We start from the raw sequence: 15,326 nt of genomic DNA, 5'->3' as shown, positions 1-15,326 counted from the left end.
TATTAAAATAATAATATCAGCAAGATAGCGATTGAATTGACAGTTGTAAATCAGTTCAATACGAAAACTTGAGGTAGATCACAAAAAGAGTTTTGGGGAGAAAGTGCGGTTGGTTTTGGAGGTGTTTTTTAACTTCAAAAATGTTCCTCAAACCAACTGTATACTCATGGTAAATAAAAATATTCTCCTAATTTGTAGTCCTAAAAATAGAAAATAAAAAACATCAAAGAGAATCAGTACCAAATATTTCTTCAGGTGGTCTCCAGCCATTTCTATATTTGACTGCCAATGAAATAACAGGCTCATCTTTATATTTCTCATTTAAAGAAATCGAATCAATTAAAGAATGTAATTTTTCTTCATCACCGTAAATCTTTATTAACCAATCCCACACAAGCCATTCTTCTATATAAATAGTTGGATCATTTCCTTTCTGTTTTTTACTCTCCACTATAGATGATTTCAATAATGAATATAGAATATCTTCTGATTCCAATAGTGAATTATCTAAGGTATTACCTAAAGAAACATAAAAATTAAGTACATGAGTCAATTTATAAGTTTCAATTAAAGTTTGAAGTTGTGAATTTTTAATATTATCGACTAATATATTTTCAAATTCTTGAGCTTCATATTCAGAAACTAAACGATGCCCTCTTTCTCCATACCCTATAATTCTCACAATTTCTAACTGAGCAAATAAATCACAATTACTTAGCAACTGTGAAATGGTATTATATATATTCTCTTTAGGAATGCTTTGTAATAGATTATATGTCAAGCTACTCCAAACAACATCTGGTCCAAAATCAAACATCCCTCTATTTTTTTTATAATGAACAAGAGGTAGATATTTATATAATACAGGTATAGTATTTAATGCATATTCTTCTTTAAAATCACTTTTATAATCCATTAGATTTTTTATAACATTTTCTAATGACCTTAACTCTATATTATATAATGCCTGACCAAACTTATCTTTAAAAGGCATTTTAAAAAATAGATCATTAGCTAAAATAAAATCATTTACATCAGATCCAATTATTTTATTAAAATACAAATTAAAAAAAGTAGGTTTAGAAATCCTCTTGTCTTTTACACAACCACTATTAGAGTAAATATAATTATCAAGTTTAAAAGTATTCTTATTTATATCAAATAATAAACCTAAAACCTCCTCAAAAATTATATCATCACCAATAAATCATTTACAATCTTATCCTTTCTTTCATTCATTCTTTCCTTTATTTGATAAGAAACAATCTCTATTTTTAAAAATATCTTCAAATTTCTCAGGATAAAAAACTCTTATTACTTCCATAATAATAAGATCTACCGAATCAATAAAAGCACCAACCTGTTTAACTGTTTCTGATAAAGATGATATATATCTTCTAACATCTCTTATATTTTTTATAGTCGGTTTAACGATAGCCCAATAGGCATCACTCCATCTAATTTCATCTATGTAAATATTACCAAAAATTTTGTTTAATGAATCAATTAAACATTCTAATAAAATTTGATCTGAAACTTTAGGGATATCAAATGGAACTTGAATTATTTTTTCCAAATAAGATTTCCCATCAATATTATTTGAATCTAATATCTTAGTAACCCTAATTTTATCAAAAGACAATATATAAATAATATTAGGAAAATTCCCTATAATTCTTACTAACTTCAAAATAGATTGTAATTCAGCACTAGATAATCGATCTATATCATCTAGAATTACTGTTATAGGTTTATCAGCTTTTTTTAAAGCCTCTATTAATTCATTTCTTTTAATCTGAAAAGAATTTTTAGTTTTAAAAAAGAATTTTAGTAGTTTACCTAAAACATCCATAAAAGGAATAAAATTTATAGAAGATACGACCTCGCCAAAATCACTTATTTTTTCTTTTAAATCAGAATTATCATTATAATTACTCAATTGCTCTGACATTTCAGAAAAAAACAATTGAATCAGGTTGTTAGTATCGCTAAACATCCAGGGATTAAAGTCAATAACAACTGAATTTTTTTTAAGCTCCGTTCTCATCAAATTAATATACGATGTTTTACCTCCCCCCCATTCACCACAAACACTAACAACCAACCCCTCTTTATAATCCAAAGAAAAGAGATGCTGAGCAAATAATTCCGCACTACGAGTTCTATCTAATAAATCATTCTTTGAATCTTTTATAGGGTTATCACTAATTATCTTCATATATTCTCCCTTTATAATTCTTTAATCAAATTCAAAATCCGCTTATCCGATACCTGATACTTCGTGCCTAATTGCTGCGCAAATAAGCTCACACGCAATTCCTCAATCATATAGCGAATTTCTGCAATTTCATCGGAAATTGGTTTGGATTTTGGTAGTTTAGCCAGTAATTGTTGGTAAGCTTGTTGCACTTGTTCCACGCGTAGCATAGCCGCACGGTCACGATTCACATCTTGAGCCAGTTTATCGATACGTTTATCTACTGCTTGCAAATAACGCTGTAAATCCGGTAAGCGATCATAACCGCTCTTTTGCACAAAGCCTGGATAAATCAATCCGCTTAACTGCGCTTTAATATCGGAAAAGGCAAAGGCCATGGTGAAATCCATTTTACCTTTTAAACGTTGGTTTAAGGCATGGTTGAGGGATAGGATCTGCTCCACTTTCTGCGCAATATCCACGGTCACTTCGTTAAGGTTTTCCCGCACGAAATCACGCAATTTTTCAAAGCCTGCTTCATCCCACACAAAACCGCCAAAATCGGCAATCAGTTTATCCACCGCACAAGCGATACAGTCATCAATCAAATCCAACACGCGACCAAACGGGGTAAAATACAGCCCTAATTTGGCTTTATTCGGCAATTTTTCATGCAGATATTTAATCGGTGACGGAACATTGAGTAACAACAATCGACGCAAACCTTGTTGCATAGCCACCGATTGCTCAAACTCTGTTTCAAACAGTTTAATACCAACCGCATCTTTTTCATCTACGATGGCTGGGAAAGCTTTGACGCTGAAACCACGTTGTTTTTGTTCGTAGCATTGTGGTAAATCTGCAAAGCTCCAAATATGCAGCCCGCTTTGTTCAATACCATCATCTGCCACAGCAGAAATACTTTCCTGTACGCGATCTTTTAAGTTGAATTTCAGCTCATCCAAATTCATAGATTCGGCAATTTTCTTGCCGTTTTCATCTACCACACGGAACGTCATTTTCAAATGGCTTGGAATTTGTTCCCAATTCCAATGTTCCGCTTCTACGGTGACGCCTGTCATACGACGTAATTCATAAATTAGCGTATCTAATAATGGCTTTTCCAACGGTACGGCACGACTAAAAAAAGCTTGGGCATAATTAGGTGCTGGCACGAAGTTACGACGATAAGATTTCGGCAGAGATTTAATCAGCGCAATCACCAATTCTTCACGCAAACCTGGAATTTGCCAATCAAAGCCGGTCATTTCCACTTGATTGAGCAACGGCAACGGAATATGAACCGTCACGCCGTCCGCATCAGTACCTGGTTCAAATTGATACGTCAGTTTGAGTTTCAAATTACCTTGATGCCAGAAATTCGGGAAATCCAGTTTGCTCACTTGTTCCGCATCATCATTAATCAAGAATGAACGTTCAAAATTAAGCAATTCGGGATCTTTTTGCTGCGCCTTTTTCCACCAGGTATCAAAATGTTTTTGGGAAACCACTTCCGTGCCAATACGCTGATCGTAAAATTCAAAAAGCGTGCGGTCATCCACCAAAATATCGCGGCGGCGGCTTTTGTGTTCCAACTCCTCTACTTCTCGAACAAGTCGTTGATTTTCTTTGAAGAATTTATGTTTAGTATTCCAATCCCCTTCCACTAAGGCAGATTGAATAAAGATCTCACGGCTTACCGTCGGATCAATAGAACCGTAATTCACTGGTCGAGCAGCCACAATCGGCACACCGTAAAGCGTGACTTTTTCATCGGCAATCACCGCCCCACGGGATTTCGACCAATGCGGTTCGGAATAGGATTTTTTAATTAAATGCTCGGCAAGTGGTTCGATCCATTCTGGCTCGATTTCCGCCACCATACGCCCCCAAAGTTTGGAGGTTTCTACTAACTCTGCCGCCATCACCCATTTAGGTTGTTTCTTGAAAAGCACAGAATTGGGGAAAATTGCAAAATGGGCATTACGCGCGCCAAGATATTGTTGTTTCTCCGCTTCTTTTAAACCAATATGAGAAAGCAAGCCGCTTAAAAGTGCGGTATGAATTTGCTGATATTCTGCTTTTTCAGAATTAATCGGTAAGCCCATTTCACGCACTGTTAGACGAATTTGATGATAAATATCCTGCCATTCACGAATACGTAAATAATTTAAGAAATCCTTTTGGCACTGACGGCGGAATTGGTTTTTGCTCAATTCTTTTTGTTGTTCTTGCAGATAACGCCAAAGATTGAGGAAAGCCAAGAAATCTGATTTTTTATCGGCAAAACGACGATGTTTTTCATCGGAAGCTTGCTGTTTTTCTTGTGGGCGCTCGCGCGGATCTTGAATAGATAATGCGGCGACAATAATCATCACTTCATGCAATGCACCTTGTGAAACAGCACTTAGCAACATTTTCGCCAAACGAGGATCCACTGGGAGTTGCGATAATTGACGACCTGTAGCCGTTAATTGACGTTTCTCACCCGCTTTGGTGCGAACCATTTCAAACGCACCTAATTCTTCCAACAGTTTTATCCCATCTTGAATATGGCGTTTATCTGGCGCATCAACAAACGGGAACGCTTCAATATCATCTAAGCCCAATGCCGTCATTTGCAAAATAACAGAGGCTAAATTGGTGCGTAGAATTTCAGGATCGGTAAACTCCGGACGAGAATTAAAATCCTCTTCCGAATATAAACGAATACAAATCCCCTCGCTCACACGACCACAACGGCCTTTACGTTGATTTGCTGAAGCCTGTGAAATGGGTTCAATCGGTAAACGTTGTACTTTGGTGCGATAGCTATAACGGGAAATGCGCGCGGTACCAGGGTCAATCACATATTTAATGCCCGGCACGGTCAATGAGGTTTCCGCGACGTTGGTCGCTAATACAATGCGATTTAATCCGCTTGGATGGAAAATTTTATTTTGTTCTTGTACAGAAAGACGTGCAAAGAGCGGTAGAATTTCCGTGTGTTTTAGATTCTGTTTTTGTAAGGCTTCTGCGGTATCGCGGATTTCTCGCTCACCGTTCATAAAGATCAAAATATCGCCACGACCTTCCGCCTGCAGTTCATCCACCGCATTAAGAATGCCTTGTAGCTGATCTTGATCGTCTTCCTCTACTACCGGACGATAACGCACTTCAACGGGATAGGTTCTACCCGAGACTTCGATAATCGGGGCATTGTTGAAATGTTTGGAAAAGCGTTCCACATCAATGGTCGCGGAAGTGATAATAAGTTTTAAATCACGACGACGTGGTAAAAGCTGTTTCAGATAACCGAGAATAAAATCGTTATTTAGGCTACGTTCGTGGGCTTCGTCAATAATCAAGCAAGAATATTGATTGAGGAAACGATCGTTTTGAATTTCTGCTAATAGGATCCCATCAGTCATCAACTTGATTTGCGTATCATCACTGATTTGATCGTTAAAACGAACCTTATAACCTACTAAACCGCCAAGATCTGTTTCCAGCTCTTCTGCAATACGCGCCGCCACCGAACGAGCAGCAATACGTCTTGGCTGAGTATGACCAATCATGCCCAAATTGCCGAAACCTAATTCCAAACACATTTTTGGCAATTGGGTGGTTTTACCAGAACCAGTTTCCCCTGCCACCACAATGACCTGATGTTCAGAAAGCAATTTTTGAATTTCTACTTTACGTTGGCTAACAGGCAAACTCTCTGGAAAAACAATCGGATTTTGCACCGCTCTTTTACGATTTTCTACACGTAATTGCGCCTGTTCAATTTGCTGTTGGATTTCTGCGGCAACGGCTTGTTGAGCCTCTTGGCTTTTAATTTTTCCAATACCATGGATACGAGCGGATAAACGACGTTGATCCACCAGCATGATGCCGTTGAGTTTCGCAAAGAGAGATTGTTGTATCGGGTTTAATTCACGTTTGACTGATTTATTCTTCATATCTATTTACTTTTAAAACCACCGTAAGCCAAGCAAAGCCAACCAATTAAAAATAACGTTCCGCCAATTGGTGTTACCCACACAAGGAATTTGCCTGCGCCAAGGGCAAGTGCATAAAGACTACCGCTAAAAAGAAGAATACCGTACGCCCAACTCCCTGCAGCAATATTAGCCATTTTGTTGGAGGCCAATGACTCTCGGCACAATTGCAAAATGCCAATCGCTAAAATCGCAATGGTGTGGAACATTTGATATCTCACACCGGTTTCAATCCAGGCTAACTCTTTAGGCTCTAAAACTTTGCTTAATCCGTGGGCGGCAAACGCGCCAATCGCCACACATAAAAAACCGCTCAATCCAGCGATAAATAACCATTTGTTTTTCATTTAAAATTTTCCTAGTAATAGCGCTAAAATCCCCGCGGCGATAAGTGGTCCTACAGGAATGCCGCCTAAGAAAGAAACCCCAATAATCGTACCAATTAATAATCCAGTGACTAAAACAGGTTGTTCTCCCATTAATGGCACCCCTTTCCCGGCAAGCCATGCCACTAATGCCCCAATTAAAATAGAGACACCCATTTTCCAGTTTAAAAATGAACTTAGATCGGGCAGTTGGATTTTTCCTGAGACTAACGGCGCAAGCACACCAATCGTTAAAATAATGATCCCAATTTTTATCCCATATTGTTCGAGTATGGGAATATATTTGGATAATAAGGTTTGCTGCATGATTAATAGCACTGCAGCGGAGATGGTGATTGCGCTATTTTGACTCATTAAGCCTAAAACGATTAAGAAAACCAATAATAACGCTATCATATTGAATTGTAATGACATAAGACCTCTAAAGTGCGGTCAGAAAGATGACCATTTTTTGGCATGTAAAGTTTTTGTAAATTATACCAATTTCTTGCTTTTCTGTGTTTTTTATTTACCTAAAAAAGGCTAGAATACAAGAGAACTTTCTTCTCATACTCCCTGTTTTTACTAAGGTTTTTTGCCCTATGTCGAATGCCGTCAGCCCTGAATTAATTAAAACTGTTGTTCTACTTGCTACCAGTGTCACTATCGTGCCACTTTTTAAGCGTATTGGCTTAGGTAGCGTATTAGGTTATTTAGTGGCGGGATGTTTAATTGGTCCTTCGGTGTTCGGCGTAGTAAAAGATGCAGAATCGGTTCTCCATATGGCGGAACTGGGCGTGGTGATGTTCTTATTCATCATCGGTTTGGAGATGCATCCAGAACGCTTATGGGCAATGAGAAAAGCAATCTTCGGACGAGGTTTTCTACAAGTCGGGCTATGTGGTGCACTGCTTACCTTTGCCGGTATCTATATTTTAAATCTTCCTAAAGAAGTGGCGTTTATTGCGGGGATGGGCTTTACTCTCTCCTCTACTGCTATTGTCATGCAGGTATTAGAAGAACGCGGGATTACGAATACACCAAAAGGCCAACGGGTAATTTCTACCTTAATTTTTGAAGATTTATCCATTGTGCCATTATTGGCTTCTATTGCCTTTTTAACGCCAGAAACCAAACACATTGAACATCAAACCAACTGGACATCTATTGCTATTGCACTCGGTGCCGTTGTCGGTTTAGTGGTTGCGGGTAAATGGTTAATGAACCCTATTTTCCGCTTAATTTCAAAAGCTCACATTCGTGAAATGATGACAGCAGCCGCCTTGCTTGTGGTATTAGGTGCGGCATTAGCCATGGAAGCAAGTGGCCTTTCAATGGCGATGGGCGCATTCGTTGCTGGTGTGATGCTTTCAGAATCTGCATTCCGTCACCAACTTGAAGCGGATATTGAACCGTTCCGTGGTCTATTGCTCGGTCTTTTCTTTATGGGCGTAGGGATGTCACTTGATTTAACCTTGGTGTTCGACAATGCACTTTGGTTATTAGGTATCGTGTGCCTTTATATCATTGGCAAAGCCTTAGCCGTTTACACTGTTGCTCGTATTACGAAACTTGATCGAAAAGAATCCGTTGGACGAATGACCATTATGGCACACGGTGGTGAATTTGCATTCGTACTCTTCTCTGCTGCAACTACGGCAGGTGTAATGACAAAAGATCAAAATGCAACTTTTACTGCTGCTGTCATTATTTCGATGCTATTCTCCCCATTGATTGGTTTATTGATGCGTAAAATCAACCAACGTAAATCAACAAATCAAGAGGAAAAAGTCGATACGAGCGATCTTGATCCAATTGTGGATTTAGAAGATAGCGTACTCGTGATTGGTTTTGGTCGTTTCAGTCAAATCGTCTGTCAATCGCTTCTTGTTCGTGGCATTAACGTATCGGTGATTGACCGTAACATCGAAAACATCCGTGCGGCAGCCAAATTTGGTTTTAAAGTTTATTACGGTGATGGTATTCGCCTTGATGTATTACGTGCTGCAGGTATCGAAAAAGCGAAATGTGTCGTCATCGGGATTAACGATACAGATCGTATTGAAAGCATTGTTCAGAATTTGAAAGATGCTTATCCTAAACTCCCAATTTTGGCGCGAACTTATGACCGCCAAACAACTGTGAGTCTTATTAAGAAAGATGTGGACTTTATTGTGCGTGAAACCTTTGAATCTGCGCTTACCCTCAGTCATGCCGCATTGATGCAATTAGGTATCAATAAAATTGAAGCAGATGAGGTCATTGCAGAAGTTCGTTACTTAGATCAAGAACGATTGAATGAAGAAGTTTTACATGGTTTTTCTACGGATATCATCCGAAAATATTGGATGCCAAAACCTTTCATTAAACCACATTCTGATGCTGAAGCTCTAAATGAAGAAACGGCTGAGATTTTAGAAAAAGAAGATGACACCAATGACGAAGCAGCAGTTGAAACCCTTCTTCATGATGATTCTGAAGCCGAAAAACAAAAAGAAGTCGAATAATAAAAAAGCCCGATAAATCATTATCGGGCTTTTTATTAGGCTTTCATTGTCACAATCCAGCAATTGTGGATTTGCTTATTCCGCTCAAAATCAAGTGGCAAGGTTTTAGCTGAAATTTCAACCGCACTTAATCCCAATTCATCTAACGCCTTAAAATCCATTTTAAAACCACGTTTATTATTTGAGAACACGATGGTGCCGTTAGGGCTTAAAATACGTTTGAGATTACGCATCAATTTGATGTGATCACGTTGTACATCCCAACTGTCTTCCATACGTTTAGAATTCGAGAATGTTGGCGGATCCACGAAAATCAGATCAAACTGACGATCACATTTTTCTAACCATTGTAAGCAATCTGCTTGGATGAGTTTGTGCTGTTTGCCTTCGATATCATTTAAAATCAGGTTTTGTTCTGCCCAGTTTAAATAGGTGTTAGACATATCCACGGTCGTCGTTGATTTTGCCCCACCTAATGCAGCATGCACTGTTGCGGAACCAGTATAAGCAAAAAGATTGAGGAAATCTTTGCCTTTTGCCATTTCGCCAAGCATTTTACGGGTTAAGCGATGATCTAAAAATAATCCTGTATCCAAGTAATCCGTCAAATTCACCCAAAGCTGAGCGCCGTATTCATTCACATAGAAATATTCGCCTTTATTGGCCAATTTTTCATATTGATTCGTACCTTTTTGTTTTTGACGCACTTTCAAAATCAGTTTATTGGTTTCAATACCAGTGACTTGCAAGGTTGCAGTCACTGCATCTAATAAACGTTGACGCGCTTTATTTTCATCAATATTTTTGGGTGCGGCATACTCTTGCACCACAATATGATCACCATAACGATCCACTGCCACGTTATATTCCGGTAAATCGGCATCATATAAACGATACGCATCAAGACCTTGCTGCTTCGCCCATTTTTCAATTTTCTTGATATTTTTCTGCAAACGATTCGCAAAATCCACCGCTACCGTTGAAGTGCGGTCAAATTCAAGCGGATTTTCAGCCACACTTTCTTTACGTTCTGAAATTTGATAATTCTTCTGAACACAATCTAACGGACCGTTTTTTGCTTTAAATTGACGATGTGAACGCATACGCAAACAATCAAGCAACGTAGATTCACTACTGAAAATCGACGCATTCCAACCACCAAATTCATTTTTAAGACGTTGCCCAAAGACTGAATATAGTGCAATCAAAGCAGGAGTTGTACCTAAACGCTCACCGTAAGGTGGGTTACAAATCACTGTTCCCACTTCATCTGGACTTGGATTTTTTAATGCGGCGACATCACCTTGTTTCCAGTGAATTAAGTGTGCTACGCCTGCATTTTGTGCGTTCTTTTGCGCTTTTTTCAGAACGCGATGATCGAGATCGAAGCCATAAAAATGCGGTTTTAGATTTTGATTAAAATAAGCTTCAGCTTGCTGTACCGCTTCTGCTTTCACCTCATCCCAAGCATCTTGATTATGCCCTTTCCAGCAATCAAAGCCCCAATGTAAACGATGTAATTGCGGTGCAATTTGTGCTTCCATTTGTGCAGCTTCGATTAACAAAGTACCCGAACCGCACATTGGATCCACTAATGGTGTCCCTTTTTTCCAACCTGAACGAAGCACTATCGCAGCGGCTAAGGTTTCACGTAAAGGCGCTTGGCCTGTATCTTCACGATAGCCACGTAAATGCAATGCTTCGCCACTTAAATCGAGTGAAACGACGAGTTCTTCTTTATTTAAATAAGCATGAATTCGCACATCTGGATAGTCTTTATCCACATTTGGACGCGCTTTCCCTTGGCGTTCAAAATAATCCACAATGGCATCTTTCACTCGCATCGCACCAAATTGGGTGTGACGAATTTCTTGGTTTGTCCCATTGAAATCAACAAAAAATGTGGCTTTCTCATCAAAATAACTTAACCAATCCTGCCCTGTCACAATTGAATACAAGTCTAAATCACTATATACCTTTCCATTTACAATCGGTAACAAAATACGCGAAGACAAACGTGACCATAATAAGCTGCGATAAAGTGTTTCATCATCAGCCTGAAAATGTACGCCGCCTTGTGCAATTTTACATTCCGTTGCACCAAGCTCTGTGAGTTCGACTTTTAATAGTTCTTCAAAACCACGGGCAGTTGTGGCAAATAGTTGTTTCATGTGTTTTCTCGATAGGGAAAAATTGGGCGAATTATAGCACGAAAGTGCGGTTAAATTTGGGGATATTTCAAGAATATTCCCCCTCTTTTATAAAGAGGGGGTAAGGGGGAGATTTTTGATTATTTACTTAAACATTGAGCATAGCTATCAGCGGTAGCTTGAAGGAAATTCGCATAAGAATTTGGACCAAGCTGTACGTTATCGCCAATAGGATCTAAACGACCAACATTCACTTTTGTACTTTGCGCAAGAGTATCAATCACTTTTGGTGTGAATTGAGGCTCAGCAAAAAGACAATTTACACGATGTTCTTCAATTTCTTCTTTGATGTGAGCAATGGTTTTTGCACCTGGTGCCACTAATGGATTAATGGTGAAATAACCGGTTTGATTTAAACCATAAGCATCATTGAAATAGCTATAAGCATCATGGAACACAAAGAAGCCTTTATCTTTAAGTGGGGCTAATTGTGCTTTGATTTTATCGCTTTGCTCGGTCAAAGTGCGGTTAAAATCGGCTAAGTTTTTCGCGATGAGCTCTTTTTTATCCGGGTGTTGTTCTGTTAATTTATCCGCGACTTTCTGTGCCACAATTTGGCTAATCGCTGGTGAATACCATAAATGCCAGTTCACACTTAACCCATTTTCATCCACATCGTGGTCGTGATGGTCATGACCGTGTTCGTGCTTATGATCGTGTCCATGTTTATGATCATGACCGTGCTCGTGTTCATCGCCTTCATGATAATGTTCATGATGGACTTTGCTTAAAAGCGGTTTAATTTCTGGAATATCAGAAATATTGATGACTTTTTTACTATCAATTTGGCTAATTGGTTTTGCTAAGAAAGCATCAATATCTTCACCAACCCAAAGCACTAAATCTGCAGATTTCACTTTTTGCACATCTGAAAGTCTTAAGCTGTAATCATGTGGAGAAGCACCAGCTGGTACTAAAACCTGTGTATCCGTCACACCGTTTGCAATAGACGATGTAATAAAACCGAGCGGTTTCACGGAAGCCAATACATCTGCATTTGCCATCATTGGAAGGGTTAAAAGTGCGGTAGAAATTGCACTCATTTTTAATACTTGTTTCATGTTTGTTTCCTTACTTTTATTGGGAATTATTCTCAAAGCCAATATAGACTACGCCTTTTTGATAAAATTGCAACATTCCAAATAAAAAAAATGAAGTGATATTTCTTCATCTTATTAAATACTTTCATTCATAAAGAAAAAGCAACGTTTTCACGTTGCTTCATTTCTTTATTTTAATAACTTATCGATTACCCTAGAAACGGCAAAAAATCCAAAGGTTGCGGTTATCATGGTTGCTGCACCAAAGCCATTTGCACAATTCATGGTGGCAGATATCTCACAGCCTTCGTCCATTTTAGGGAAAATCAGAGGCTGTGTGGAAAACACCGCATCAACTGCGAACTTACGTTGTGGATTTTGGGTAAAATTAAAATCCTTACGCAAAACTGACCGCACTTTCGCCAATAATGGATCTTGGATCGTTTTACTTAAATCAGCAATTTGGATTTTCGAAGGATCAGTCTGACCACCTGCACCACCAATGGTAATAATCTTGATTTTATTACGCTTGCAATAAGCAATCATGGCGGCTTTCGTTTTCACGCTATCAATGGCATCAATCACATAATCATAGCCACGATTTAAGTATTCCGCTTGATTATCCGGTGAGATGAAATCATCAATAATATTCACCACACATTCTGGATTAATCAGCTTAACGCGCTCGGCCATCACTTCCGTTTTAAGCTTGCCAATATTGCCGCTTAATGCAGGAAGCTGACGATTAATATTAGTGACACAAATATCATCCATATCAATCATAGTGATCTGCCCTACGCCACTTCGCGCAAGTGCTTCCACTACCCACGAACCTACACCGCCAATACCAATGACGCACACATGAGCCTGACGCAAACGCGTCAAGCCTTCTGGTGTGTAAAGGCGGCCAATGCCGCCAAAACGTTGTTCGTAGTTATCGACTCGAGCCATTATTGTAGAACCCAAACGCGTCCATAGTGTTTTGATAAACCTGCGATATGACCTGCCTGATCACCAATACCACGATATAAGTCGAAGTGGTGACCATTTACCGCTCCGCCCACATCAAGTGCCACCATTAAGTGTAATTTGTGTGTGCCCATCCAGTTACCCTCATTATCAATATCCGGTACTTCAACCAATAATACGGTTCCAGAAGGAATCACATTACGGTCAGAGGCAACGGCCGCCATTGGTACTAAAGGCACACCTGCAGAACCTTTCACTTCGCCTGTTGGATCGTTTTTAAAGAAAACATAAGATGGATTACGTTCTAACAATTCTCGTACGCGAGATGGGTTTGCTTTCCCCCATTCACGAATCGCTTGAATAGACATTTTTTCTTTTGGAATTTCACCATCTTCAACTAACAAACGACCAACCGCTTGATATTTATAGCCATTTTGACCCGCATAGGCTAAATAATTTAAATTGCCATCACCGTAATCAACATAGCCACTCCCCTGCACGCCTAATAGGAAGTTATCCATCATTGAATCACTGTAAGCGAGCTCTAAGCCTTGTCCTGCCAATGCACCATTATAAATTTCTGCACGGCTATAACGTTTATAGCTTGGCATTGCATAAATTGGATGTTGATATTGACCTTGTGCAGTACGACGTGCATGAATCACTGGCGAATAATAACCTGTCATCAGCACATTTTGATAACCATCAAAACCTTTCATAATCTGAGGATTAATGCCGTATTGTGCTAATTCATTTACATTTGCTCCTGCAAGCACCCAGTTAGTGATTTTGCCATAATTCGCCGCAAAGCGATTTGTTAATGAATTTGAATAATCACGAACATTCGTCAACTGCGTTAAAAAATCACCTTGGTTAACGACCGCACTTTTGTTCTCCACGGAAGCTACTGGGCTCAAAATAGCTTGTTGATAAGTACGTCCACTATACTTTGCCCCGAATTTTTGTGGATCGTCGCCTGTCGCAGTACGCGGCAAACTAGAATTATTTTTTGAAGAGACTTTACTTGGAGCCGATCCACATGATGCAAGTACTGAAACAGCCGCCATCACAGAGAGCATTTTTACGGCGAGATTTTGACGAAATTTCATTCTTATTTTCCTAAATTAAACTAACTAATACAAAGTTGCATACGCTATCAAAAATTCCCTTTTAGGACTAGCACTATTTCATAAAATGATTAATTAATATTCACATTGTTTATTTTCTTAACAAACAGAAAGTCAAATTCAGTTTAAATCTTGCAATAATTTTTGAAACGAGTATATTACGCGCCATCAGACGCGGGGTGGAGCAGCTTGGTAGCTCGTCGGGCTCATAACCCGAAGGCCGTCGGTTCAAATCCGGCCCCCGCAACCAAATTACAAAGCACCGAAATTTCGGTGCCTTTTCGTTTTTAGATAAAGGTAACTTTAATCAAAATAAAAAGGCACATGTCCTGAAACATTATGCCTTTATCTATCAATCTTATTAGATTTGATACTTTGTTTTATCGCCAATATCAAAATGCAATGGCATTCGCCATTTTTGAACCGCAAGAATCAATAATAATCCCCCAACGATCACCGACAAAATTCGGGCAATCCAACCTCCTTCAAATACCCAAGCAAACCAAAGTGCAGCGACAAATGCAGGTTGTAAATTTAATAGCGGTACTCTAAAACAGAAGTATTCTTTAAAACATAAACCGCCCAGTGTGACCAATGCACCACCTAACGCAAATTCATGCCAACCTAAAAGCGCACATAAGAGTGCGAGCCACGTGGCAAATTGGAATGTTAAGCGGAAATGTTTTAAATAAATATGAAGGGATGATGCACAACAAGTTGCCGCAACCAACACGGCAATTTGAGCCTGTTGAGGATACCAAGTTAAAGCCAAGATGCTAAATGCCGCAATGACAAAGCCTGTGCGATAAATAATGACGGTGAGTTTATCCCAAACATCCATTGGAGATTGAATATGTGGATCAGCCATGCTATTTCCTTATTTTTGATGATAAAAAGTGCGGTCAAAAACACTCTCATTTTTGACCGC

General features: G+C 38.9%; 11 protein-coding genes and 1 tRNA gene. 2 read left to right on the top strand and 10 right to left on the bottom strand.

The window, feature by feature from the left end; all coding sequences use genetic code 11:
• Nucleotides 1-223: 223 nt before the first annotated feature.
• From ADA56_RS09940 to ADA56_RS08545, 5 genes are all read right to left on the bottom strand, one after another.
• A complete protein-coding gene (locus ADA56_RS09940; protein WP_239658995.1) occupies nt 224-994 on the bottom strand; it encodes a hypothetical protein in 771 nt (256 codons plus the stop codon).
• Between the two features lie 237 nt (nt 995-1,231).
• Nucleotides 1,232-2,218: a KAP family P-loop NTPase fold protein gene (locus ADA56_RS09935; protein ID WP_239658994.1), complete on the bottom strand. Its 987-nt coding sequence runs from the start codon at nt 2,216-2,218 to the stop codon at nt 1,232-1,234.
• An 11-nt stretch (nt 2,219-2,229) separates the two neighbouring features.
• Nucleotides 2,230-6,141, bottom strand: coding sequence for an ATP-dependent RNA helicase HrpA (gene hrpA, locus ADA56_RS08555; RefSeq protein WP_049370151.1), 3,912 nt, complete (start codon nt 6,139-6,141; stop codon nt 2,230-2,232).
• 2 nt (nt 6,142-6,143) lie between these two features.
• Nucleotides 6,144-6,527 carry a DUF423 domain-containing protein gene (locus tag ADA56_RS08550; protein WP_049370150.1) on the bottom strand — a complete coding sequence of 128 codons (384 nt, stop codon included), beginning with the start codon at nt 6,525-6,527 and terminating at the stop codon, nt 6,144-6,146.
• On the bottom strand, nt 6,528-6,980 hold the full coding sequence (locus ADA56_RS08545) for a DUF441 domain-containing protein (protein ID WP_049370149.1): 453 nt from the start codon (nt 6,978-6,980) through the stop codon (nt 6,528-6,530).
• 167 nt (nt 6,981-7,147) lie between these two features.
• On the opposite strand from ADA56_RS08545, the gene ADA56_RS08540 reads away from it, so the two are divergent.
• Nucleotides 7,148-9,052, top strand: coding sequence for a monovalent cation:proton antiporter-2 (CPA2) family protein (locus ADA56_RS08540; RefSeq protein ID WP_049370148.1), 1,905 nt, complete (start codon nt 7,148-7,150; stop codon nt 9,050-9,052).
• A 35-nt stretch (nt 9,053-9,087) separates the two neighbouring features.
• Here the strand turns inward: ADA56_RS08540 and rlmKL are convergent, their stop codons facing one another.
• The 4 genes from rlmKL to mltA all read right to left on the bottom strand — a co-directional run bounded on the left by rlmKL (nt 9,088) and on the right by mltA (nt 14,380).
• Nucleotides 9,088-11,223 (bottom strand): bifunctional 23S rRNA (guanine(2069)-N(7))-methyltransferase RlmK/23S rRNA (guanine(2445)-N(2))-methyltransferase RlmL, encoded by a 2,136-nt coding sequence (gene rlmKL / locus ADA56_RS08535; protein ID WP_049370147.1) that lies wholly within the window; start codon nt 11,221-11,223, stop codon nt 9,088-9,090.
• A gap of 119 nt (nt 11,224-11,342) precedes the next feature.
• The gene (gene znuA / locus ADA56_RS08530; RefSeq protein WP_049370146.1) at nt 11,343-12,323 is read right to left on the bottom strand and encodes a zinc ABC transporter substrate-binding protein ZnuA; all 981 of its coding nucleotides are present in this window, start codon (nt 12,321-12,323) and stop codon (nt 11,343-11,345) included.
• A gap of 168 nt (nt 12,324-12,491) precedes the next feature.
• The gene (gene tcdA, locus ADA56_RS08525) at nt 12,492-13,253 is read right to left on the bottom strand and encodes a tRNA cyclic N6-threonylcarbamoyladenosine(37) synthase TcdA (protein ID WP_049370145.1); all 762 of its coding nucleotides are present in this window, start codon (nt 13,251-13,253) and stop codon (nt 12,492-12,494) included.
• Entirely contained in the window at nt 13,253-14,380 is a 1,128-nt protein-coding gene (gene mltA / locus ADA56_RS08520) for a murein transglycosylase A (protein ID WP_049370144.1), read from the bottom strand. The genes tcdA and mltA overlap by 1 nt, the downstream gene beginning before the upstream one ends.
• Before the next feature lie 191 nt (nt 14,381-14,571).
• Here mltA and ADA56_RS08515 point away from each other — a divergent pair.
• Nucleotides 14,572-14,648: transfer RNA gene (locus ADA56_RS08515), tRNA-Met, on the top strand.
• Between the two features lie 111 nt (nt 14,649-14,759).
• Here the strand turns inward: ADA56_RS08515 and ADA56_RS08510 are convergent.
• Entirely contained in the window at nt 14,760-15,266 is a 507-nt protein-coding gene (locus ADA56_RS08510; RefSeq protein ID WP_049370143.1) for a DUF2301 domain-containing membrane protein, read from the bottom strand.
• Nucleotides 15,267-15,326 lie beyond the last annotated feature (60 nt).

Origin of the sequence: Parahaemophilus parainfluenzae (assembly GCF_001055095.1) — a bacterium.
In the GTDB taxonomy this organism is placed as follows: Bacteria; Pseudomonadota; Gammaproteobacteria; order Enterobacterales; family Pasteurellaceae; genus Haemophilus_D; species Haemophilus_D parainfluenzae_Z.
The sequence above is the reverse complement of the archived record's forward strand: the minus strand, read 5'-3'. Positions and strand labels throughout refer to the sequence as shown.